Origin of the sequence: Acuticoccus mangrovi (assembly GCF_016411865.1) — a bacterium.
Lineage (GTDB): Bacteria > Pseudomonadota > Alphaproteobacteria > Rhizobiales > Amorphaceae > Acuticoccus > Acuticoccus mangrovi.
On the sequence record NZ_JAEKJA010000007.1, the window covers coordinates 31,675 to 52,531 of the forward strand.

Below are 20,857 nucleotides of genomic sequence, written 5' to 3' on the forward strand. Positions count from 1 at the left end.
GACACGCCTCCCACCTCATAGACCACGGGATGCGATGATGAGACGTAACGAACCGGCGACCGCGGCGATCCTCGTCGTGTGCGCCCTGTGCCTTCTCATCGGCACGTCCCCCGGCGCCGGAGCCGAGACGCGCAGCCCGCCGCTCGCCGCCAGCGAGGCGTTCGCCCCCACGCTGAGCCGGAGCGCCGACGGCGGCGTCGCTGTGCGCTTCGAGATCGCCGACGGCTACTATCTCTATCGCGACGGCTTTGCCGTCGGCGCGCAGGGCGCCTCGCTCCCCTTCGCGGTGCCCGACGGCGAGACCAAGGACGACCCGACGTTCGGGCCGAGCGAGGTCTATCACGATGGGGTGAGCGTGACGGTCGCCGGCGCGGCGCTCGCGGGGCTCTCGCGCGGTGCCGACGTCACGCTCCGCTTCCGCGGCTGCCAGGAGGACGGCATCTGCTATCGCCCGCAGGCGGTGACGTTCGACCCGGAGCGTCTTCTCATCGCCAGTGGCTCGTCCGCCGCCGATGCGCTCTCCCCGCTCTGGACGCGCGCGGCCCAAGCTCCCACGGCCGCCGACGCCGTCGGTGCCGCAAACGGGGAGGGGAGGGGAATGGTCGTCCGGGCCGACCCCGCGGCGGGCGGCGTGTTCGATCGCCTCTTCCTCGACGTGAGCGCGCCGATGGTGGTGGCGACCTTCTTCGTCCTCGGGCTCGGCCTCGCGTTCACGCCGTGCGTCTTTCCGATGTATCCGATCCTCGCCGGGCAGCTCACCCGCGGCGGCGGCAAGGGGATGCTCTTCGGCCTCACCCACTCGCTCGCCTACGTGGTGGCGATGGCGGCGGCGTTCGGGCTGATCGGCCTCGTCGCGGCGTGGTCCGGGGCGAACCTCCAACGGGTCCTCCAGTCGCCCGTCGCGATCGGCGCGGTCGCCACCCTCTTCGCGCTCCTCGCCCTCTCGATGTTCGGCCTCTTCGAGCTGCGCCTTCCGGGGCGCCTCGTCGCGGCCGTCTCGGCGCGCTCCTACGGCCATGGCCTCGGGGCGAGCGCGGCGCTCGGCTTCACCTCGACGCTGATCGTCGGCCCGTGCGTCACCGCTCCACTCGCCGGCGCGCTCCTCTATATCGCGCAGACGGGCGACGCCGGCCTCGGCGCGGCATCGCTCTTCGCGCTGGGGCTCGGGCAGGGCGCGCCGCTCGTCCTCTTCGGCACGGCCGGCGCGCGCCTCCTGCCACGCGCCGGCGCCTGGATGACGGTGGTGACGCGCGCCTTCGGGGTGGCGTTTCTCGGCCTCGCCCTCTTCATGGCCTCGCGCATCCTGCCGCCGACGGCGACGCTCTGGCTCGCCGCCGCGCTCGTCGTCGGCGTCGGCGTGGCGCTGATCGACGCTATGGTGCGGTCGGCCGGATGGATGCGCCAGCTGGCGGCGACGTCGGGCGTGCTCGCCATCGTCGTCGGGGCGGTGCTCGCGGTGGGGGCGATGGCGGGCGCGACCGACCCGCTGCGCCCGCTCGCCCCCCTCGTCGGCTCGGCGCCCGACCATGCGCCGCTCGACTTCCGGACCGTCTACTCGGGCGACGACCTCGCCGCCGCGGTCGCGCAGGCGGCGGGGCCGACATTCCTCTACTTCACCGCCGAGTGGTGCGTGTCGTGCACCGTCATGGAGCGCTCCGTGTTCGCCGACGCGGACGTGATCACGGCGCTCGGGCGCCACACTCTTCTCAAGGTCGACCTCACCGACGAGGGTCCGGCCACCGCGGCACTGATGCACGAGCTCGCCGTCGTCGGCCCGCCGACGATGCTGTTCATCGCCGAAGGCGGCGCCGAGGTGCCGGCGACGCGCGTCGTCGGCGAGGTCGGTCCCGACGCGGTGGTCTCGCGCGCCAGGAAGGCCGCGTTCTGATGCCGGCCGTGCAGCTGGGGCCGCTCCTCTTCGCCGGTGACCGCCTGGCGGCCGTCGTCGGCGTGATCGGCTTCCTCGCGGCCGCGGCGCTCCTGTCCGCGCTCCTCGATCGGCGTCTCGCCGGCTGGGCGACGACGGCCCTCCTCGTCGGCGTCGTCGCCGCGCGCATCGGCCACGTCGCCCTCCATGCGGCGACCTTCGCGACCGAGCCGCTGCGCGCGCTGATGGTGTGGCAAGGCGGGTTCTCGCTGCCGGCCGGCCTCCTCGGCGTGGCGCTCTACACCCTGCTCGCCCAGCGCACGACGAGGGCTCGCCTCGGCGCGGTGGCGGCGGTGGGCGGCGGGCTGCTCGCCTGGACGGGCGCCGCCGTCTTCGTCGCGCCGCAGCCGATCGCGGCGCCCACGATGCCGATCACGACGCTCGGCGACGCGCCGCTGCGCATCGCCGACCTCGCCGGTCGACCCGTCGTCGTCAACCTGTGGGCGACGTGGTGTCCACCCTGCCGGCGCGAGATGCCGCTTCTCACCGAAGCCGCGGCGGCGCGGACGGACGTCGGCTTCGTCCTCGCCAACCAGGGCGAGGGCGCTTCCGCCGTGCGGGCCTTCCTCGCCGCCGCCGGCCTCCCCGCCGCGCACGTCGCCATCGACCGCTTCAGGACGCTGTCGCGGCACTACGGCGTCAAGGGCTACCCGACGACGCTGTTCCTCAACCCCGACGGCACACTCCGCGCCGTCCATGTCGGCGAGATCTCCCGCGAAGCGCTCGGCGCCGCGCTGGGCGACCCCGCCCCCGCCAGACGAACCGAGGCTTCCTCATGACATCGCTCCGCCCCTTCCTCGCCCTTCTCCTCGCGCTCGCGGCGGGAGCGTGCACCACGTCCGTGCAGCAGGCGGTCGACGCCACCCCGGGCGTCTCGACGCCCAGCAGCGATCAGCGGGTCGCCGAGATGTACGGCACCGTCTCCGACAGCGGCTGGACCGTGCCGGCGGTGCAGAAGATGCAGTCCCGCAACGTCAGAAAGCTCGTCGACGACCCCACCGGCCAGCCCGCCGGCACCCTCGTGGTCGACCCCAGGGAGCGCTACCTCTATCTCGTGATGGAGGGCGGCAAGGCGATGCGTTACGGCGTCGGCGTCGGCAAGGCCGGGCTCGAGTTCACCGGCGAGGGCGTCGTCGGCCGCAAGGCGACCTGGCCCGGCTGGCGGCCGACCGACGACATGATCGCCCGCGATCCCGACCGCTACGCGGAGTGGCGCGGCGGCATGGCCGGCGGCATCGACAATCCGCTCGGGGCGCGCGCCCTATACCTCTACAAGAACGGCCAGGACACCCTCTACCGCATCCACGGCACCAACCAGCCGTGGTCGATCGGCCAGGCCGTCTCGTCCGGCTGCATCCGGATGCTCAACCAGGACGTCATGGATCTCTATCGCCGCGTGCCGCAGAACGCGCGCGTCGTCGTCCTGCCCGCCTGATCCTTCGAGACACGGAGTTGCGACCATGACCGAGACCACCCGCCGCGCCCTTCTCGTCGGCGCCGCGACCCTCGCCGCCGCCACGGTGCCGGGCGCGAGCCTCGCCCAGCGGATGCCTTCGCCCGACGAGGTGTTCAACGATCCGGCCGCCCCGGTGTTCGGCAATTCACGCGGCAACGTCACCCTGGTGGAGTACTTCGACTACCAGTGCCCCTACTGCAAGGCGACCCACCCCGATATCGTGCGGCTCGTGGAGGCGGACGGCAACGTGCGGCACGTCCTGAAGGACTGGCCGATCTTCGGCCCGTCCTCGCTCTACGCCTCCCGCCTGGCGCTCGCGGCGGGGCGGAACCAGCGGACGGCCGTATCGGCGCTGATGGCGACCGAAGGGCGCCTCAGCAACGCGATGATCGACGACGCCTTCGCCGGCGCCGGTCTCGACCCGAGGGGGCTGTTCTCCGAATATGAGCGGCAGCGCCGGCGGATCGACGGCCTCCTGCGGCGCAACTCGGCGCAGGCCGAGGCCTTCGGCTTCATGGGCACGCCCGCTTATATCGCCGGCACCACGCTGTTTGCGGGCGTGCCCGACATGGGCGACGTGCGCGCGGCCCTCGAGGCGGCACGCGGTTAGGCCACCTCAGGGCAGGAAGGGTCGCCTGAGCTCATAGAGGGCGACGGCCGTCGCGACGGCGAGGTTGAGGCTGTCGGCCTTGCCCGCCATCGCGATCTTCACGAGCGGATCGCACACCGACGCCGCCGCCTCGGTCAAGCCGGACTGCTCGGTGCCCATCAGCAGCATCTGCGGCTCGGCGGCGGGCACGTCGCGCAGGTCGACGGTGCCGTTGAGGTGGGTGCCGACGATGCGGCCCGGAAAGTCGACGGCGAAGCTCGAGAAGCGCGCGAGGTCGGTCCGGGCGATCGGGACGTGGAAGATCGACCCCATGGTGGCCCGTACCGTCTCCACCCCGAAGGGGTCGGTGGCGGCGCCGATGAGGATGAGGCCCGACGCCCCCACCGCGTCGGCGGTGCGGATGATGGTGCCGACATTGCCCGGATCGCGCGGCCCCTCGAGCGCCACGACGGTGCCTTTGGTCATCGTCTCGAGCGGGGCGAAGCGCTGCTCGAAGACGCCGATCACCGTCTGCGGATTGTCGCGCCGGGCGAGCTTCTCCATCACCGGGATGTTGGTGAAGATCACGTCGCCACCCTGCGCGCGCACGCGGGCGGCGAGCTTGGTCACGCCCTCCTCGTCGCTCTTGGGCTCGAGCGCGATGATCATCTCCGGCGGCCATCCCTCGTCGAGGGCGTCGACGATGAGCTTGTGGCCTTCGGCGAGGAAGAGGCCCGACTCGGCGCGCGCCTTGCGCTGCTGCAGCGCCTTCGCCGCCTTGATGACGGGGTTCTGGGTGCTCGTGATGTGCTTGACGGTGCCGGCCCGCGCCCGATCGCTCATGGCCGCCACGTCGCGAACATGGAGGTGGGCAGCAGGCGGCCGGAGGCTTCGCGCAGGGCGAGCTCGCCGGCCTCCACCGCACCGCCGCGATCGCCGAGCGCCTCGGCGAGGAGGCGGCCGAAGGAAAGGGCCGAGGCGCGGATCGCATAGGCCGTCAGGATGACGAAGCGCGCATCCTCGGCGATGAGGCCGGCGACGTCGTCGACCAGCTTGGGAAGATCGTCGAACAGGTTCCAGACCTCATTCTTGGGGCCGCGGCCGAACTTGGGCGGATCGAGCAGGATGCCGTGATAGCGCCGCCCGCGGCGCACCTCGCGGGCCGCGAACTTCGTCGCATCGTCGCAGATCCAGCGGATCGGTGCATCCTCCATGCCGGATGCGGCCTGGTTCTCCTTGGCCCACTGGATCGCCTTCTTGGAGGCGTCGACATGGGTGACGCGGGCACCGGCGGCCGCCATCACCAGCGAGGCGGCGCCGGTGTAGCCGAAGAGGTTCAGCACCTCCGGCGCGTCGGCGCCGGCGAGCGCCGCGGCGGCCTCGTCCCAATGCGGGCGCTGCTCGGGAAAGAGGCCCGTATGGTGGTTCGTCGAGATCCGGCAGAGCATGCGGGCGGGGCCGCAGTCCACGGCGAATTCGGGCAGGCGCTCGCTCCACCGACCGCGCCCGTCCTCCTCGTCGGAGCCTTCGTAGCGCGCGTCAGCGTCGCGCCAGAGGGCGGGATCGGCCGGCGCCCACATCGCCTGCGGCTCGGGGCGCACCAGGCGAACGCGACCGTAGCGCTCCAGCTTCTGGCCGTTGCCGGAATCGAGAAGCTGATAGTCGTCCCATGGCTCGGCTACACGCACTGATAGTGTTGCGGGTGGAGCGTTCCTCGTCAGATCGGCCATCTGCGCCTTCCCGTGCGGTTGTCGCGGCGGGGCGAACGGGGCAATGTCTCGCCCTGCCGGGCGCCCCCGCCGCCTGGCCGTCCGCGGTCCGAGACGCCCTGTCCGATGGGCGCCGCCGCCATGATTGGAGACCGTCGCATGGAGCTCACCGGCGAACACCGAATTCCTGCCCCGCGCAAAGTGGTGTGGGATGCCCTGCAAGACCCCGAGATTCTGAAAGAGTGCATCAAAGGCTGCCAGCGCCTCGAGAAGATCGACGATCGGCACATGGAGGCCACCGTTCAGGCGAAGGTCGGCCCCGTCAAGGCGACGTTCGAAGCGAATGTCGAGATCGTCGACCCCAAGGAGCCCGAGGGCTACACCCTCACCGGCGAAGGCAAGGGCGGTGTCGCCGGTTTCGCCAAGGGCTCGGCCGACGTCAAGCTCGCCGAGGACGGCAACGACACGATCCTCACCTATAACGCCTCCGCCAAGATCGGCGGCAAGCTCGCCCAGCTCGGCTCCCGCCTCGTCGACACCACGGCGAAGAAATATGCCGCCGACTTCTTTTCGACCCTCTCCGAAAAGTTGAGCGTGGCCGCCGTGACGCCGCCGCCCGTCGCTCCCGCCGCGGAGGCTGCCGCCCCGGCCGCTCCCGCCGCCCCGATCGTGGAGGAGCCGATGCCTGAACCCGACGCGGCCGGCCGCGTCGAGCCCTCCGCGGAACTGATCGACGAAGGCGTGTCGGAGGCCGAGAACGCCGCCGCCTCGGCGCCGATCGATTCGCCGCATTTCGAGGACACCATCGAAACACAACTCGAGGTCGCCGCCGGTCGGCGCGTTTGGGGCGGTCCCTGGTTCTGGGGGATTTTGGCGTTTGCCGCCGTCATCCTAGTTCTGATAGCGTTGCAATAATTGGAATAAAACCAATTGCTATCATTCCGAGGAGATGAGGGCATGAGCGAGGTCAAGCTCACCGTCAACGGCCGCGAAGTGTCGCGCGACGTGGAAGACCGCACCCTTCTGGTGTCCTTCCTGCGCGAGGAACTGGGTCTCACGGGCACCCATGTCGGGTGCGACACGTCGCAGTGCGGTGCCTGCACCGTGCATGTCGACGGCAAGGCGGTGAAGTCGTGCACCGTGTTCGCCGTTCAGATGGACGGTGCGTCGGTCACCACCATCGAAGGTCTCGCCAGTGGCGCGACGCTGCACCCGATGCAGGAAGCCTTCCGCAACAACCACGGTCTGCAGTGCGGCTTCTGCACGCCCGGCATGATCATGATGGGCGTGGACATCGTGAAGCGTCACCCCGAGGGGCTCGACGACACCACCATTCGCAAGGAGCTCGAGGGCAACATCTGCCGTTGCACCGGCTACCACAACATCGTGAAGGCGATTTCCGCCGCAGCCAAGGAGATGTCGACGCCCGCAATGGCCGCCGAATAAGACCAACTCTAGGGAGGAAGCGCCGAAAGGAGAACAACAATGGGCGTTCAAGGGATCGGTGCGCGGCTGGTGCGCAAGGAAGACCAGCGTTTCATCACCGGGTCGGGACGGTATACCGACGATATCTCCGAGCGGCACATGACCACCGCCGTCTTCCTGCGCTCGCCACATGCGCATGCGAAGATCGCGTCGATGGACATCGCCGCGGCCAAGACGATGCCGGGCGTCATCGCCGTCATCACCGGGCAGGACATCATCGACGGCGGCATCGGCGATCTCATCTGCGGCTGGATGATCCACTCCAAGGACGGCAGCCCGATGAAGATGTCGCCTTACAAGGTGATGGATCCGGACACCGTGCGCTATGTCGGCCAGCCCGTCGCCATGGTGGTGGCGGAGACCAAGGCGCAGGCCGTCGACGCCGCCGAGGCGATCGAGATCGACTATCAGACGCTGCCGGCTCTCACCGACTTCGCCCACGCGATGGACGAGGGCGCGCCGCAGGTCCACGAGGTGGCCCCGAACAACCTCATCTGCGACTGGCAGCTCGGCGACGAGGCCGCCACCGACGCGGCCTTCGCGAGCGCCGCCCACGTCGTCGAGGTCGACATCCGCAACAACCGCCTGGTGCCCTCCGCCATCGAGCCGCGGGCGGCGGTGGCGAGCTACAACGCGGCGGAGGACCACTACACCCTCTACACCACCAGCCAGAACCCGCACGTGGCGCGGCTGGTGCTGTCCGCCTTCTACAACGTCGCCCCCGAGCACAAGCTCCGCGTGGTGGCGCCCGACGTCGGCGGCGGCTTCGGCTCCAAGATCTACATCTATCCCGAAGAGATCGCCTGCCTCTTCGCGTCGCGCACGGTGAAGCGCCCGGTGAAGTGGACCGCCGACCGCAGCGAGTCGTTCATGACCGACGCCCACGGGCGCGATCACGTGACGAAGGCCAAGCTCGCCCTCGACGCCGACTACAAGTTCCTCGGCCTCAAGGTCGACACCATCGCGAACATCGGGGCCTACATGAGCCTCTTCTCGTCCGCGACGCCGACCTACCTCTACGCGACGCTGCTGTCCGGCCAGTACAACCTGCCGAACATCTACGCCAACGTGAAGCTCGTCTACTCCCACACCACGCCGGTCGACGCCTATCGCGGCGCCGGGCGGCCGGAGGCGACCTTCGTGGTGGAGCGCATCGTGGAGGTGACCGCCCGCAAGCTCGGCATCAGCCCGGTGGAGCTGCGCCGCCGCAACTTCATCACCGCGTTCCCGCACCAGACGCCGGTGCTGATGAACTACGACCCGTCCGACTTCCCCGGCCTCCTGACGAAGGCGCTCGAGGTCATCGACTACGACAACTATCCCGCCCGCAAGGCGCAGTCGGAGGCGGATGGCAAGCTGCGCGGCATCGGCTTCTCCTGCTACATCGAGGCGTGTGGCATCGCCCCGTCGCAGGCGGTGGGCTCGCTCGGTGCCGGCGTGGGCCTCTGGGAATCGGCGGAGATCCGGGTGAATCCGGTCGGCACCATCGAGATCCTCACGGGCTCCCACAGCCACGGCCAGGGCCACGAGACCACCTTCACCCAGGTGGTGGCCGAGCGCTTCGGCATTCCCAATGAGAACATCCAGATCGTCCATGGCGACACCGACAAGGTGCAGTTCGGCATGGGCACCTACGGCTCGCGCTCCGGCCCGGTCGGCATGGGCGCCATCGCCAAGGCGCTCGACAAGGTGGAGAAGAAAGCGAAGCTTCTCGCCGGCCACCTGATGGAGGCCGATCCCGACGACATCGTCATCGAGAACGGCGAGCTGAAGGTCGCGGGCACCGACAAGAAGCTCGCCTGGCACGAGGTGTCGCTCGCCGCCTACGTCGCCCACAACCTGCCGGAGGGCATGGAGCCGGGGTTGACGGAGAAGTCGTTCTACGACCCGGCCAACTTCACCTTCCCGGCGGGGGCGTTCATCTGCGAGGTGGAGATCGACCCCGGCACCGGCGTCACCCGCATCGCCAACTTCGTGGCGGTGGACGACTTCGGCGTGATCATCAATCCGCTGGTGGTCGAGGGGCAGGTGCACGGCGGTCTCGCCCAGGGCATCGGCCAGGCGCTGCTCGAAGGCTGCGTCTACGACGATGCCGGTCAGCTCATCACCGCGAGCTATATGGACTATTGCGTGCCGCGGGCGGATGATCTGCCGTCCTTCGCGCTCGATCATCTCGAGATCGCCAACCCGAGCAACCCGCTGGGCATCAAGGGCTGCGGCGAGGCCGGGGCGATCGGCGCGCCGCCGGCGGTGATCAACGCGATCACCGACGCGCTCGGCACCGAAAACATCATCATGCCGGCCACGCCCGAGAAGGTGTGGCGCGCGGCGCAGGCTGCTCGCCCGCAGTTGGCGGCCGAGTGAGGAGAGGCGAACCATGTACGCAACCAACTACGCGAAAGCGACCAGCCTCGAGGACGCCGTCGCCAAGCTCCAGGCCGCGGAGGACGGCAAGTTCCTGGGCGGCGGCCAGACGCTGATCGCCACCATGAAGCAGCGGCTCGCCGCGCCTTCCGACGTCATCGACGTGACCAAGATCCCCGAGCTCAAGGGGATCACCGTCGATGCCGACACGGTGACGATCGGTGCCGCCACCATCCATTCGGAGGTGGCGAGCTCCAAGGAGATCGCGGCGGCGATCCCGGCGCTTTCGGGCCTCGCCGGCACCATCGGCGACCCGGCGGTGCGCAACATGGGCACCATGGGCGGCGTGCTCGCCAACAACGACCCCGCCGCCGACTATCCGGCCGCCGCCATGGCGCTCGACGCGGTGATCCACACCTCGAAGGGCTCCTATCCGGCGACCGAGTACTTCACCGGGATGTTCGAAACGGCGCTCGACGACGATGAGATCATCACCAAGATCACCTACCAGATCCCGCTGAAGGCGGCCTACGAGAAGTTCCGCAACCCGGCCTCGCGCTATTCGCTCTGCTCGGTGTTCGTGGCGGTGCTGAAGAACGGCGAGCCTCGCGTCGCCGTGACCGGCTCCGGCAACGACGGCGTCTTCCGCGTGGGCGCGATGGAAGAGGCGTTGAAGTCGAACTTCGCCCCGGAGGCGGTGACGGGGATCGCCGTCGATCCCGAAACGATGCTCGCCGACATCCACGGCTCGGCGGAGTACCGGGCGCATCTGGTGTCGGTGCTCGCCGGCCGCGCCGTCGCCAAGGCGGGCTGAGCGGCGCCTTGAGCGCCCCCGATGCGCCGGCGACCGCCGGCGCCGCCCCGCGCGGCCTCGACCGTCTGGCCGAGGCCTTCGCCGTCCTCGGCATCGATGCGCCCACCGTGGAGCACGAAGCCGCCTTCACGGTGGACGACGCGCGCACGCTGCGCGGCACGATCCCCGGCCTTCACACCAAGAATCTGTTTCTGAAGGACAAGAAGGGCCGCCTCTTCCTGGTCACCGCGCCGGAGGATGCCGCCATCGACCTGAAGCAGATCCATCACGCCATCGGCGCCAAGGGGCGGGTCAGCTTCGCCTCCGGCGAGGTGCTGACGGAGGTGCTCGGCATCCTGCCCGGCTCGGTCACGCCGCTCGCCCTCATCAACGACGATGCGGGGCGCGTAACGTTCGTGCTGCACCACGCCTTTCGCGAGGCCGAGCTCGTCAACGTGCATCCGCTGCGCAACACGGCGACCACCACGCTGGCGCTCGCCGACTTCTACGCCTTCCTGCGGCATATCGGCCGAGAGCCGGACATCCGGGAGATTCCCGCTCCCGCCTAGCGGTCGGGAGCGACTTTATCCGTACATCCGGCTTGCATCGGGCGGTGACTTGCGCGCAGCCTTTGCATGGCCGTGGCGATTGCCTTGCGCCACAAAAAGCCCATCTTTGGTAAAGAGAGATCATAGGGACGATCGTATGAGCACGCTTTTGGGTCCGGGTGGACAGGTGATCTCGTCGGGGGCGGAGGCTGCGCCGGCGCCCGCTTCCTCCGGGTACGTCGTCGATACCACCACTCAGACCTTCGCGCAGGACGTCCTGGAGGCGTCGCGCGAGGCTGTCGTCCTCGTCGACTTCTGGGCGCCCTGGTGCGGCCCGTGCAAGCAGCTTGCCCCAGTGCTGGAGAAGGCGGTGAAGGCCTTTTCCGGTGCGGTGAAGCTCGTGAAGATGAACATCGACGACTACCCGGAGATCGCGGGCCAGCTCGGCATCCGCTCGATCCCGGCCGTGATCGCCTTCCGCCAGGGCCAGCCGATGGACGGCTTCATGGGGGCGCAGACCGAGGCGCAGGTGCGCGCCTTCCTGGAGCGCGTCGCCGGTCCGGCCACCGACGGTGTCGCCGAACTCATCGCCGAGGCCGAGACCGCCCGGGCGCAGAAGGATTTCGAGCGCGCCATGATGCTCTACAGCGAGGCGCTGCAGCGGGACGAGGAGAATGCCACCGCGATCGCCGGCATCGGCTTCACCAGCCTCGAGGCGGGCAATGTCGAGGGGGCGAAGAGCATCCTCGACCAGGTGACCGACGAGATCCGCGCCCAAGCCCCGCTCCAGTCGCTCGAGGCGGCGATCCGCCTCGCCGAGCAGGCGTCGTCGGTGGGCGGGTCGGCCGCACTCGCCGCGGCGGTGGAGGCCGATCCGACGAACACCCAGGCGCGCTTCGACTTCGCTCTGGCGCTCGCCGGCGAGGGCGACCGGGCCGGCGCCGTCAAGGAGCTGGTGGAGATCATGCGCCGCGATCGGGAGTGGAACGAGGGTGCGGCGCAGAAGGAGCTGATCAGCTTCTTCGAGGCGTGGGGACCCACCGACCCGGCCACCATCGCCGGCCGCCGCAAGATGGCATCCGTACTCTTCGCTTGAGGGGAAAACGTCATATGCGCATGGGCAACGCGACGTACGACACCATCGAGAAGGTGCCCACGCTGGTGCCGGTCTTCCCGTTGTCGGGAGCCTTGCTCCTGCCGCGAGCCCACCTGCCGCTCAACGTCTTCGAGCCGCGCTATCTGAAGATGGTGGACGACGCGCTCGGCGGCGACCGGGTCATCGGCATGGTGCAGCCGCGCTTCGGCGAAGGCTACAACGCCGACGACGAGCGGCCCGCCCTGTGCGACGTGGGAGCGCTCGGCCGCATCATCTCCTTCCAGGAGACCGGAGACGGGCGCTATCTGATCCAGCTCGGCGGCGTCTGCCGCTTCCGCATCCTCGAGGAGGAGATGGGCGATCTGCCCTATCGCCGCTGCCGCATCTCGGCCGACAGCTTCGGCTCCGACCTCGCCAACATCTCCGGCGAGGAGAATGTCGACCGCGACGCGCTGATCCGCGCCTTCGAGAACTATCTTGACGCCAACGATCTGGAGGCCGACTGGAAGAGCGTTCGCTCGGCCTCCAACGAGGCGCTGGTGAACACGCTCGCCATGATGAGCCCCTACGGCCCTGCCGAGAAGCAGGCGCTTCTGGAGGCGCCGGACCTTGCTTCGCGGGCAGCGACGCTCGTCGCGATCACCGAAATGGAGCTCGCCCGCCAGACCGGCGACGAGCCGATCTTGAACTAGGAGACGACGATGGCCGAGGAGCGCAAGGTGGACCCGAAGTTGCTGGAGCTTCTGGTCTGCCCCGTGACCAAGGCGCCCCTGCGCTACGATGCGGTCAAGAACGAGCTGATCTCGGAGCAGGCGAAGCTCGCCTTTCCGATCCGCGACGGCATTCCCATCATGATCGCCGAGGAGGCGCGCCCGCTCGACAGCTGATGCGGCCGCGCCCCACGTGACGCCAGTTCGCCGGTCAGCTGACCCCGGCGAACTGGGTGTCGTGCAGGCGGCGATAGATGCCCCGCGCGGCGACGAGGTCGGCGTGCCGGCCCTCTTCCGCGATCCCCTCCGGCGTCACCACCACGATGCGGTCCGCATCGCGGATGGTGGCGAGGCGATGGGCGATCATCAGCGTTGTCCGTCCTTCCGACAGCGCCGCGAGCGAGAGCTGAATCTCCCGCTCCGTCTCCGTGTCGAGCGCGGAGGTCGCCTCGTCGAGGATGAGGATGGGCGGATCCTTCAGGAAGATGCGGGCGATGGCGAGGCGCTGCTTCTGCCCGCCGGAGAGCTTCACCCCACGCTCGCCGATCACCGTGTCGAGCCCGTTCGGCAGCGCGTTCACCACATGGTCGAGGCGGGCCCGCTTCACCGCGTCGACGATGTCGGCCTCGCCGGCGCCGAGGCGGCCGTAGGCGACGTTGTCGCGCAGCGTGCCGGCGAACAGGAACACGTCCTGCTGCACGATGCCGATCTGGCGGCGTAGCGAGGCGAGGGTGACGTCGCGCACGTCGGTGCCGTCGATGGTGATGCGCCCGCCCGTCGGCTCGTAGAAGCGGGGCAGCAGCGAGCAGATCGTCGTCTTGCCCGCGCCGGACGGGCCGACGAAGGCGACGGTCTCGCCGGCATGGATCGTGAGGTCGATGTTCTGCAGCACCGGCCGCCCGCCGCCGTAGTGGAAGCTGACATTCTCGTAGCGGATCTCGTGGGTGAGCGGCGGCAGCTCGACGGCCTCTGGCCGATCGACGATGTCGGGCTCCGTCGCCAGCAATTCCAGATAGCTGCGGAAGCCGGCGACGCCTTTCGGGTAGACCTCGAGCACCGCGTTGATCTTCTCGATCGGGCGGAAGAACACGGTGACGAGCAGCAGGAAGCTGACGAAGCCGCCGGCCGTCAGCGAGCCCTTGAGCACGAACCACGTGCCCGCCACCATCACGATCACCTGGATGAGGCGCATGCCGAGATAGGAGAGGGCGATGTTCGCCGCCATCATCTTGTAGGCGGTGAGCTTGGTGGTGCGGTAGCGCTGGTTGTCGGCGGCGAAGAGGGTGCGCTCGTGCTCCTCGTTGCCGAACGCCTGGACGACGCGCATGCCGCCCACATTCTCCTCGAGCCGCGCGTTGAACGCTCCGACGTCGCGGAAGAGCGCCCGGAAGTTGGTGGTCATGCGCGCCCCGAAGTGGCTGGTGAGCCAGGCGACGAGCGGCACGATGGCGCCGGTGATGAGCGCGAGCTCAAGGTTCACCGACAGCATCAGCAAGAACGCGCCGAGGAAGGTCATCACGGCGATGAACACGTCCTCCGGCCCGTGATGGGCGACCTCGCCGACCTCCTCCAGGTCCTTGGTGACGCGGCCCACGAGATGTCCGGTCTTCTGATCGTCGTAGAAGGAGAAGGACAACTTCTGCAGATGGTCGAAGGCGCGGCGGCGCATCTCCGTCTCGATGTTGATGCCCAGCATGTGGCCCCAATAGGTCACCGTGAACATCAGGCCCGTGTTGATCAGGTAGATGAGCAAGAGGCCGATGGCCGCCGCGACGATGATCGCCCAGTTGCCCGCCGGCAGGAGCTCGTCGATGAACAGCTTCACCGCCATCGGAAAGCCGAGCTCGAGCAGGCCGGAGACGACCGCGCAGCCGAAGTCGAGCGCGAACAGTCCCCGGTGGGGGGCGTAGTAGGCAAAGAACCTGCGGATCACGTCCATGGCGTCACCAGGCGGCTCCGCGCGTGGGAGACCTCGCGGAGCTCGTACGAACTCCGAAGGGGCGAGGGTGCGCGGCAAGTGTGAGATCGTCGAGGATCGAGGTGCGGACCCCGATGCGACGACCTTTAGTCCGTCCGCCCCGATCCCGCAATCCGCCGTCGCGCGCGGCTCCCATGCGCGAACATGCTCATAGGTCGCGGCATCAGCCGCCGGCGGCCTCGCCGTCCGTCGCCGCCTCTGCCGCAGGTGCGGCCCTGGCGGGGGTGGTGGCGGCCGGGAGCGCCGCCTCGCCCGCCGCGGCGAGACGGGCCGCGGGGCTCACGATGGTCTCCGCCACCAGGCGGTGGAGCTCGTCCTTGTAGCCGCTCTTGCCGGCCGGATCGGTGGTGGAGGAGGTAATCGCCACCGTGAGCGCGAGATCGGGGATCACGTAGATCATCTGCCCGCCATAGCCCCAGCCGAAATAGGCGGCGTGGCCGGCGAGGGAGCGCTGGAACCAGCCATAGCCGTAGGGCTCGCCGGAAAAGCGGGAACGGGTCCGCGCCACGAACGAAGCCTCGATCCAGTCCTGTGGCACCACCTCGGTGCCGTCCCGCGTGCGGCCGCGATTGCGGTAGAGCTCGCCGAACGCGAGTAGCGAGCGCGGGGTCATCGCCATCTGGTTACCGCCGAGATAGATGCCCTGCGGGTCGCGCTCCCACCCGGAGATCGCGACGCCCGCCGGCCCCAGCCAGTCGCGCGCGAGGGCAAGGGTGGAGCGGCCCGTCGCGCGCGTCAGGATCGCCGACAGGAGGTGGGTGCTCCCGGTGGAATAGAGCATCGCTCCGCCGGGCTCGTCGACGAAGGGGCGGGCGAGGGCGTCCCGCACCCAGTCCCGGCTCGACACCCAGCCGCCGTAGTTGGCGCCGGAAGTGCGCTCCAGCCCCGCCTGCATCGACAGAAGGTGGCCGATGGTGATCTCCGCGAGGCGGGGGTCGGGGTCGGCCGGCAGCTCGTCCTTCAACAGCAGGGCGATGGGCTGGTCGGTGCCGTCGAGCATGCCCTTGGCGATGGCGATCCCCACCAGGGCCGAGACGATCGATTTGGAGGCCGACTTGATGTTGGCGGGCCGGTCCGTCGCATGGCCGCGGAAGCCCTCCTCGACCACCACCTCGCCGTCGTGGGCGATGAGGAGGGTGTGGAGCGGGTCGAGGCTCGCGGCCCGCTCCACCGCGCCGGCGAAGAGGGCGGCGCCACCTGCCGTCGACGTGGCGTCGGGCTGCGCGAGGGCGGGGAGGGTGATGGCGGAGAGGAGCAGGGCGGCGGCAAGCGCGGCGGTGCGGGGCAAAGCGGTCCTCCTCGGGATGCTTGTCGAGGACCTAGGTCGTCAGGGGGCCGGGGGCGCTGCGGCATGGCGCCGTCGGCACCCCCGGTCCGGTCACAATCCGGCGAGCTACTCCGCCGGGGCGGGGTGCGGCTGCCCGTGCGGCGGGGGCGGAGGGGCCCCGGTCCGCTCCGGAGTGTCGCGGCGCCGGCTGACCACGTCGCCGAGCCACTGGAACATCACGTAGAGGCCGGGGATGAAGATGATGCCGATGCAGGTCGCCGCGAACATGCCGCCCATCACGGTGAGGCCGAGGACGACGCGCGACACGGCGCCCGCACCCGACGCCGTCACCAGCGGCACGGCGCCGAGGATGAAGGCGAAGGCGGTCATCAGCACCGCGCGGAACCGCATGTGGGCGGCCTGCCGCGCCGCTTCGTAGCGCGTGTGCCCCGCCTCGCGCGCCTCCTTGGCGAACTCCACGATGAGAATGGCGTTCTTCGCCGCGAGGCCGACGAGCAGCACGAGGCCGATCTGGACATACACGTTGTTGGTGACGCCGAAGTAGGCGATCGTGCCGATGGCGCCGAGGGCGGCGACGGTCACCGAGGCGAGCACGGCGAACGGGTTCATCCAGCTCTCGTAGAGGCCCACCAGGAAGAGATAGCCGAACAGCACGGAGAGGGCGAGGAGGACGCCGAGCGTCCCGCTTTGGCCCTGCTCCTGGTAGGACATGCTCGACCAGGAATAGGAGAAGCCCTCCGGCAGCTCCTTGGCCGACACCGCCGCCATCGCCGCCATCGCCTGACCGTTGGAGAAGCCGGGGGCGGCGGAGCCGTTGATCGGCGCGGAGGCGAACTGGTTGTAGCGGTAGGAAAGGTCCGGCCCGAGGGTGAAGTGAGGTCGGGCGAGCGTCGACACCGGCACCATGTTGCCGTCGGTGGAGCGCACGTAGATGCGGTTGAGGTCCTGGATGCTGTCGCGGTAGTCGGCGTCGGCCTGGATGTTGACCTGGAAGATGCGGCCCAAATACGAGAAATCGTTGACGTACTTCGATCCGAGCTGCGCCTGCAGGGTGTCGTAGAGCGAGGAGATCGGCACGTTGAGGCTCTCGGCCTTGGCGCGATCGATGTCGAGATAGATCTGCGGCACGTCGGCGGCGAAGGTGGAGTAGGCGCGGCCGATCGCGGGCTCGCCGTTGGCGGCGACGGTGAGCCCCTTGAGCGCCTGATCGAGCTCCTGCGGCGACTGACCGCCGAGCGCCTGCAGGCGATAGTCGAAGCCGGCGGCGGAGCCGAGGCCCGGGATCGGCGGCGGCGGGAAGGCGAACACGTTCGCCTCCGGCATCGCCGCGAACTCCTTGGTCAGGTGTGCGTAGATCGCCTTCAGGCTGGTCTCGGGGGTCGTGCGCTCCGACCACGGCTTCAGCACGATGACGGCGAGGCCGGTGTTGGAGGCCGGAGCGCCGGTGAGGAGGCTGTAGCCCGACACCGTGATCACGTTGGCGACGCCGTCGGTCTTCTGCGCGATCTCGTTGATGCGGGCCGATACGGCCTGGCTGCGCGGCAGGGCGGCGGCCGACGGCAGCGAGACGTCGACGAACAGCACGCCCTGGTCTTCGTTCGGGATGAAGTCGGTCGGCACCTTGCCGAGGATCACGCCGGAGGCGACGCCCGCCGCCACGATGGCGATGCCGGCGATCAGCGAGCGCCGCGCGATCATGCTCACCATGCCGACATAGCCGTTGCGGGTGGTGTCGAGCACCTTGTCGAAGGCCCGGAGCGGCAGGATCTTCTTCGCCGTCGGCTTGAGCACCAGCGCACAGATCGCCGGGGACAGGGTCAGCGCGTTGATCGAGGACAAAAGCACCGCCGAGGCGATGGTGACGGCGAACTGACGGAACAGCTCGCCGGTGATGCCCGGGAAGAAGGCGACCGGGCCGAACAGGGCGAACAGCACCAGCGTGGTGGAGATGATCGGCCCCTGCACCTGCTCCATCGCCTTGAGCGTCGCGGCGCGCCGGTCGAGCCCCTCCTCCTCCATCACGCGTTCGACGTTCTCCACCACCACAATGGCGTCGTCGACGACGATGCCGATGGCGAGCACCACCGCGAAGAGACTGATGGTATTGGCCGAAAAGCCCACCGCCAGGAGGATCACGAACACGCCGATGAGCGATACCGGGATCGTCGCGGCCGGGATGATCGTGGCGCGCAGGTTGCCGAGGAAGACGTAGGTCACGAGCATCACGATGACGGCGGTGATGGCCAGCGTCATCTTGATCTCTTCGATCGAGGCGGAGACGAAGAGGGTGCTGTCGTAGACGAGCTCGGCGTCGATTCCGTCGGGGAAGCGGGACTTGATGTCCTTCAGCTGCTCCCGAATGTCCGTCATCACGCCGAGCGCGTTGGCGCCGGGGGCCTGATAGATCGCGACGCTCGCGGCGGGCTTGCCGTTGAGCGAGGAGAGGGCGGAGTAGGTCTGCGCGCCGAGCTCGATGCGCGCCACGTCGCGCAGGCGCACGACGGCGCCGTCGGCGCCGGTGGCGATGATGATGTTCTCGAACTGCTCCGGCGACTGGAACTGGCCGAGGCCGGTGATGGTGTACTGCAGCGCCTGGTCGTCGTTGGCCGGCGGGCCGCCGATGGTGCCGAGCGAGGCTTGGATGTTCTGCGCCTGGATGGCGCTCGTGATGTCGGCGGTGGAGAGGCTGAGCGAGGCGAGCTTGATCGGGTCGAGCCAGACGCGCATCGAGTAGTCGAGCGCGCCGAGAAGGGTGGCGTTGCCGACGCCCTCGACGCGCGACAGCGGATCGCGGACGTTGATGGTCGAGTAGTTCGAGATGTAGATCGGGTCGAACCGCCCGTCCGGCGAAAAGACGTTGATGACGCCCAGCATGTTGGTGGACTGGGCCTGGGTGGTCACGCCGAGCGCCTGCACCGTCTGCGGCAGCTGGGCGAGCGCCTGCGACACGCGGTTCTGCGTGTTCACCTGGGCGATGTCGGGGTCGGTGCCGATCGCGAAGGTGACGCTCAGCGTGTAGGTGCCGGCGGAGGACGAGGTGGACGACATGTAGATCATGTCCTCCACGCCGTTCACCTGCTCTTCGATGGGAGCGCCGACGGTGAGGGCGATGGTCTCCGAATCGGCGCCCGGATAGCTCGCCGTCACCTGCACGACGGGTGGTGTGATCTCCGGATATTGCGCCACCGGCATCGCCATGAGGCAGAGCGCCCCGGCGATGGTGATGACGAGCGAGATGACGATTGCGAGGCGCGGGCGCTCGACAAAGACGCGCGAGATCATTGGGCGCTGCTGCCGGTGCGGGGCGCGGAGCCGCCGGTCGACGAGCCGCCCGACGTGCCGGAGCCGGATGCGCCGCTACCCGACGCGCTCGCCCGGGTCGGCGTCACCGCGATGCCCGGTCGAACCTTCTGGATGCCCTGCACGATGATCGTGTCGCCTTCGACGAGGCCCTCGGTCACGGGCACGCCGGCCTCGATCGTCTGGCCGGTCTGGATGCGGCGCTCCTGCACGGTGTTGCTGCCGTCGAGCACGAACACGTACTGGCCCTCGCGGTCCTGCAGGATTGCCGAGGCCGGAATCACCGGCAGCATGGTCTTCTGCGCCTCCTGCACCTTCACGGTCACGAAAGCGCCGGGCAGGAGCGCTGCCTTGGGATTGGGGAAGTCGGCGTAGATCACCAGCGTGCCCGTGCCGGGGTCGATCTGGTTGCTGGCGAAGCTGATGTCGCCGTCCTGGTCGTAGGTCGACCCGTTGGCGAGGGTCAGCAGCGGCTCGAAGAGATCGGACGGCGGCCGGCCGCTCAAGGGGCCGGGCGTGGCGGCGGCGGGCGCCGCGCCCGTTCCGCCCGCGGCCGAGGCGCTGGCGCCGGACGCGCCGGAGCCGTCCGTACCGGCGGCTGCGCTCTGGCCGGCGTCGCTGCTGCTCGCCGGCGAAGTGCTCGTCGCCGCTGCCGCGCCGCCGTCGGTCGGCGCGGTCGTGCCGGTCCCGGAGGAGCTGGTGCCGGAAGAACTGGTATCGGAGGAGCCGGTCGTCGCCGCCGAGGCGCTCGTGTCCGAGCCGCTCGTCGAGGGCGTCGCGGGGCTCGACGCTGCGCCGCCCGTCGCCGTGGCGCTGCTGGAAGCGCCGTTGCCGGAGCTCTTGGGCGCGTCCGGATCCACGCCCTGCATCAGGTTGATGTAGAGCGCCTCCGGGATGGAGAAGGCGACGCGGATCGGGTTGAGCTGGTTGATCGTGGCGAGCGTGCCGGACGCGGTGTTGACGAGGTTGCCTTCGGTGATCGCCACCACGCCGATGCGGCCGTCGATCGGGGCCACTACGTCGGTGTAGGAGAGGTTGAGCTGGGCGGATTGCACCGAGGCCTCGGCCTGCTGCACCGAGGCCTGCGCCTGCTCGACCTGCGCCGCGGCGGTGTCGCGTGAGGCTTGCGCGTCGTCGGCCGTCGCCTGGGAGACGGTGCCGCGCTTGACGAGGGCGAGCTGCCGGTCGAGCACGGTTTGCGCGTTCTTCAGGGTCGCTTGGCTGCCGGTGACCTGGGCCTTGGCGGCGGCGAGCTGACCCTGGGCCGCGGCGAGGCTCGCCTCGTAGGGAGCCCGCTCGATGTTGAAGAGGACCGTGCCCTTCTTCACCATCGATCCTTCGGCGAAATTCACGCTGTCGAGAAAGCCCTCGACGCGGGCGACGAGGTCGACCGACTGGATTGCCTGAATGCGGCCGACATATTGGCCGCTGCGGGAGACGTTCTGCGCCTTGACGGCCTCCACCACGACGGCGGGCGGCGGGGCGGAATTCTGGGCCTCGGCGGACGTGGCGGCACCGACTGCAGCGGTCGCAAGCAGGATTGCGGCCAGCCCGCTCCTCGTGCGGATCCGAGGAGCGTTTGCGGTTGGTGTCGCCATCTGATGTCTCCGTGCA

General features: G+C 69.4%; 18 protein-coding genes. 12 read left to right on the forward strand and 6 right to left on the reverse strand.

Annotated features, from left to right (window positions below; genetic code table 11):
- Positions 1-37 precede the first annotated feature (37 nt).
- Genes dsbD through JCR33_RS09380 form a run of 4 tightly spaced genes read left to right on the forward strand, consistent with a single transcriptional unit; the run spans position 38 to position 3,993 of the window.
- The gene (dsbD, locus tag JCR33_RS09365; RefSeq protein ID WP_198881799.1) at positions 38-1,888 is read left to right on the forward strand and encodes a protein-disulfide reductase DsbD; all 1,851 of its coding nucleotides are present in this window, start codon (positions 38-40) and stop codon (positions 1,886-1,888) included.
- On the forward strand, positions 1,888-2,706 hold the full coding sequence (locus JCR33_RS09370; RefSeq protein WP_198881800.1) for a TlpA disulfide reductase family protein: 819 nt from the start codon (positions 1,888-1,890) through the stop codon (positions 2,704-2,706). The genes dsbD and JCR33_RS09370 overlap by 1 nt, the downstream gene beginning before the upstream one ends.
- Entirely contained in the window at positions 2,703-3,362 is a 660-nt protein-coding gene (locus JCR33_RS09375; protein ID WP_198881801.1) for a L,D-transpeptidase, read from the forward strand. Before JCR33_RS09370 ends, JCR33_RS09375 begins: the two co-directional genes overlap by 4 nt.
- A gap of 25 nt (positions 3,363-3,387) precedes the next feature.
- A complete protein-coding gene (locus JCR33_RS09380; RefSeq protein ID WP_198881802.1) occupies positions 3,388-3,993 on the forward strand; it encodes a DsbA family protein in 606 nt (201 codons plus the stop codon).
- 6 nt (positions 3,994-3,999) lie between these two features.
- Here the strand turns inward: JCR33_RS09380 and JCR33_RS09385 are convergent, their stop codons facing one another.
- Together JCR33_RS09385 and JCR33_RS09390 are read right to left on the reverse strand one after the other, a co-directional pair.
- Complete coding sequence (locus JCR33_RS09385; RefSeq protein ID WP_198881803.1) at positions 4,000-4,815, reverse strand: TrmH family RNA methyltransferase; 816 nt, start codon at positions 4,813-4,815, stop codon at positions 4,000-4,002.
- Complete coding sequence (locus JCR33_RS09390; protein ID WP_332461154.1) at positions 4,812-5,660, reverse strand: class I SAM-dependent methyltransferase; 849 nt, start codon at positions 5,658-5,660, stop codon at positions 4,812-4,814. Before JCR33_RS09390 ends, JCR33_RS09385 begins: the two co-directional genes overlap by 4 nt.
- 180 nt (positions 5,661-5,840) lie before the next feature.
- On the opposite strand from JCR33_RS09390, the gene JCR33_RS09395 reads away from it, so the two are divergent.
- The 8 genes from JCR33_RS09395 to JCR33_RS09430 all read left to right on the forward strand — a co-directional run bounded on the left by JCR33_RS09395 (position 5,841) and on the right by JCR33_RS09430 (position 12,854).
- Complete coding sequence (locus JCR33_RS09395) at positions 5,841-6,596, forward strand: CoxG family protein (protein ID WP_198881805.1); 756 nt, start codon at positions 5,841-5,843, stop codon at positions 6,594-6,596.
- A 42-nt stretch (positions 6,597-6,638) separates the two neighbouring features.
- Entirely contained in the window at positions 6,639-7,127 is a 489-nt protein-coding gene (locus JCR33_RS09400) for a (2Fe-2S)-binding protein (protein ID WP_198881806.1), read from the forward strand.
- A 39-nt stretch (positions 7,128-7,166) separates the two neighbouring features.
- On the forward strand, positions 7,167-9,530 hold the full coding sequence (locus JCR33_RS09405; RefSeq protein WP_198881807.1) for a xanthine dehydrogenase family protein molybdopterin-binding subunit: 2,364 nt from the start codon (positions 7,167-7,169) through the stop codon (positions 9,528-9,530).
- Between the two features lie 13 nt (positions 9,531-9,543).
- Positions 9,544-10,344, forward strand: a complete 801-nt coding sequence (locus JCR33_RS09410; RefSeq protein WP_198881808.1) for an FAD binding domain-containing protein — start codon at positions 9,544-9,546, stop codon at positions 10,342-10,344.
- An 8-nt stretch (positions 10,345-10,352) separates the two neighbouring features.
- On the forward strand, positions 10,353-10,892 hold the full coding sequence (locus tag JCR33_RS09415) for a prolyl-tRNA synthetase associated domain-containing protein (protein ID WP_232372475.1): 540 nt from the start codon (positions 10,353-10,355) through the stop codon (positions 10,890-10,892).
- Between the two features lie 136 nt (positions 10,893-11,028).
- Entirely contained in the window at positions 11,029-11,967 is a 939-nt protein-coding gene (gene trxA, locus JCR33_RS09420; protein WP_211110189.1) for a thioredoxin, read from the forward strand.
- A gap of 14 nt (positions 11,968-11,981) precedes the next feature.
- A complete protein-coding gene (locus JCR33_RS09425; protein ID WP_198881809.1) occupies positions 11,982-12,659 on the forward strand; it encodes an LON peptidase substrate-binding domain-containing protein in 678 nt (225 codons plus the stop codon).
- A 9-nt stretch (positions 12,660-12,668) separates the two neighbouring features.
- Positions 12,669-12,854, forward strand: coding sequence for a Trm112 family protein (locus tag JCR33_RS09430; RefSeq protein WP_198881810.1), 186 nt, complete (start codon positions 12,669-12,671; stop codon positions 12,852-12,854).
- 34 nt (positions 12,855-12,888) lie between these two features.
- On the opposite strand, the gene JCR33_RS09435 is transcribed toward JCR33_RS09430, so the two are convergent.
- The 4 genes from JCR33_RS09435 to JCR33_RS09450 all read right to left on the reverse strand — a co-directional run bounded on the left by JCR33_RS09435 (position 12,889) and on the right by JCR33_RS09450 (position 20,841).
- The gene (locus tag JCR33_RS09435) at positions 12,889-14,610 is read right to left on the reverse strand and encodes an ABC transporter ATP-binding protein (RefSeq protein ID WP_198882195.1); all 1,722 of its coding nucleotides are present in this window, start codon (positions 14,608-14,610) and stop codon (positions 12,889-12,891) included.
- Between the two features lie 208 nt (positions 14,611-14,818).
- The gene (locus tag JCR33_RS09440; protein ID WP_198881811.1) at positions 14,819-15,943 is read right to left on the reverse strand and encodes a serine hydrolase domain-containing protein; all 1,125 of its coding nucleotides are present in this window, start codon (positions 15,941-15,943) and stop codon (positions 14,819-14,821) included.
- A 105-nt stretch (positions 15,944-16,048) separates the two neighbouring features.
- Positions 16,049-19,225 carry an efflux RND transporter permease subunit gene (locus JCR33_RS09445; protein ID WP_198881812.1) on the reverse strand — a complete coding sequence of 1,059 codons (3,177 nt, stop codon included), beginning with the start codon at positions 19,223-19,225 and terminating at the stop codon, positions 16,049-16,051.
- Entirely contained in the window at positions 19,222-20,841 is a 1,620-nt protein-coding gene (locus JCR33_RS09450) for an efflux RND transporter periplasmic adaptor subunit (RefSeq protein WP_198881813.1), read from the reverse strand. The genes JCR33_RS09445 and JCR33_RS09450 overlap by 4 nt, the downstream gene beginning before the upstream one ends.
- Positions 20,842-20,857 lie beyond the last annotated feature (16 nt).

Excerpts from the sequence above, each read along its gene's own strand:
- JCR33_RS09445 (WP_198881812.1), bottom strand. The coding sequence starts at position 19,225 with ATGATCTCGCGCGTCTTTGTCGAGCGCCCGCGCCTCGCAATCGTCATC.
- JCR33_RS09385 (WP_198881803.1), bottom strand. The coding sequence starts at position 4,815 with ATGAGCGATCGGGCGCGGGCCGGCACCGTCAAGCACATCACGAGCACC.
- JCR33_RS09400 (WP_198881806.1), top strand. The coding sequence starts at position 6,639 with ATGAGCGAGGTCAAGCTCACCGTCAACGGCCGCGAAGTGTCGCGCGAC.
- JCR33_RS09430 (WP_198881810.1), top strand. The coding sequence starts at position 12,669 with ATGGCCGAGGAGCGCAAGGTGGACCCGAAGTTGCTGGAGCTTCTGGTC.
- JCR33_RS09410 (WP_198881808.1), top strand. The coding sequence starts at position 9,544 with ATGTACGCAACCAACTACGCGAAAGCGACCAGCCTCGAGGACGCCGTC.
- JCR33_RS09395 (WP_198881805.1), top strand. The coding sequence starts at position 5,841 with ATGGAGCTCACCGGCGAACACCGAATTCCTGCCCCGCGCAAAGTGGTG.
- JCR33_RS09375 (WP_198881801.1), top strand. The coding sequence starts at position 2,703 with ATGACATCGCTCCGCCCCTTCCTCGCCCTTCTCCTCGCGCTCGCGGCG.
- trxA (WP_211110189.1), top strand. The coding sequence starts at position 11,029 with ATGAGCACGCTTTTGGGTCCGGGTGGACAGGTGATCTCGTCGGGGGCG.
- JCR33_RS09450 (WP_198881813.1), bottom strand. The coding sequence starts at position 20,841 with ATGGCGACACCAACCGCAAACGCTCCTCGGATCCGCACGAGGAGCGGG.
- dsbD (WP_198881799.1), top strand. The coding sequence starts at position 38 with ATGAGACGTAACGAACCGGCGACCGCGGCGATCCTCGTCGTGTGCGCC.
- JCR33_RS09370 (WP_198881800.1), top strand. The coding sequence starts at position 1,888 with ATGCCGGCCGTGCAGCTGGGGCCGCTCCTCTTCGCCGGTGACCGCCTG.
- JCR33_RS09380 (WP_198881802.1), top strand. The coding sequence starts at position 3,388 with ATGACCGAGACCACCCGCCGCGCCCTTCTCGTCGGCGCCGCGACCCTC.
- JCR33_RS09425 (WP_198881809.1), top strand. The coding sequence starts at position 11,982 with ATGCGCATGGGCAACGCGACGTACGACACCATCGAGAAGGTGCCCACG.
- JCR33_RS09405 (WP_198881807.1), top strand. The coding sequence starts at position 7,167 with ATGGGCGTTCAAGGGATCGGTGCGCGGCTGGTGCGCAAGGAAGACCAG.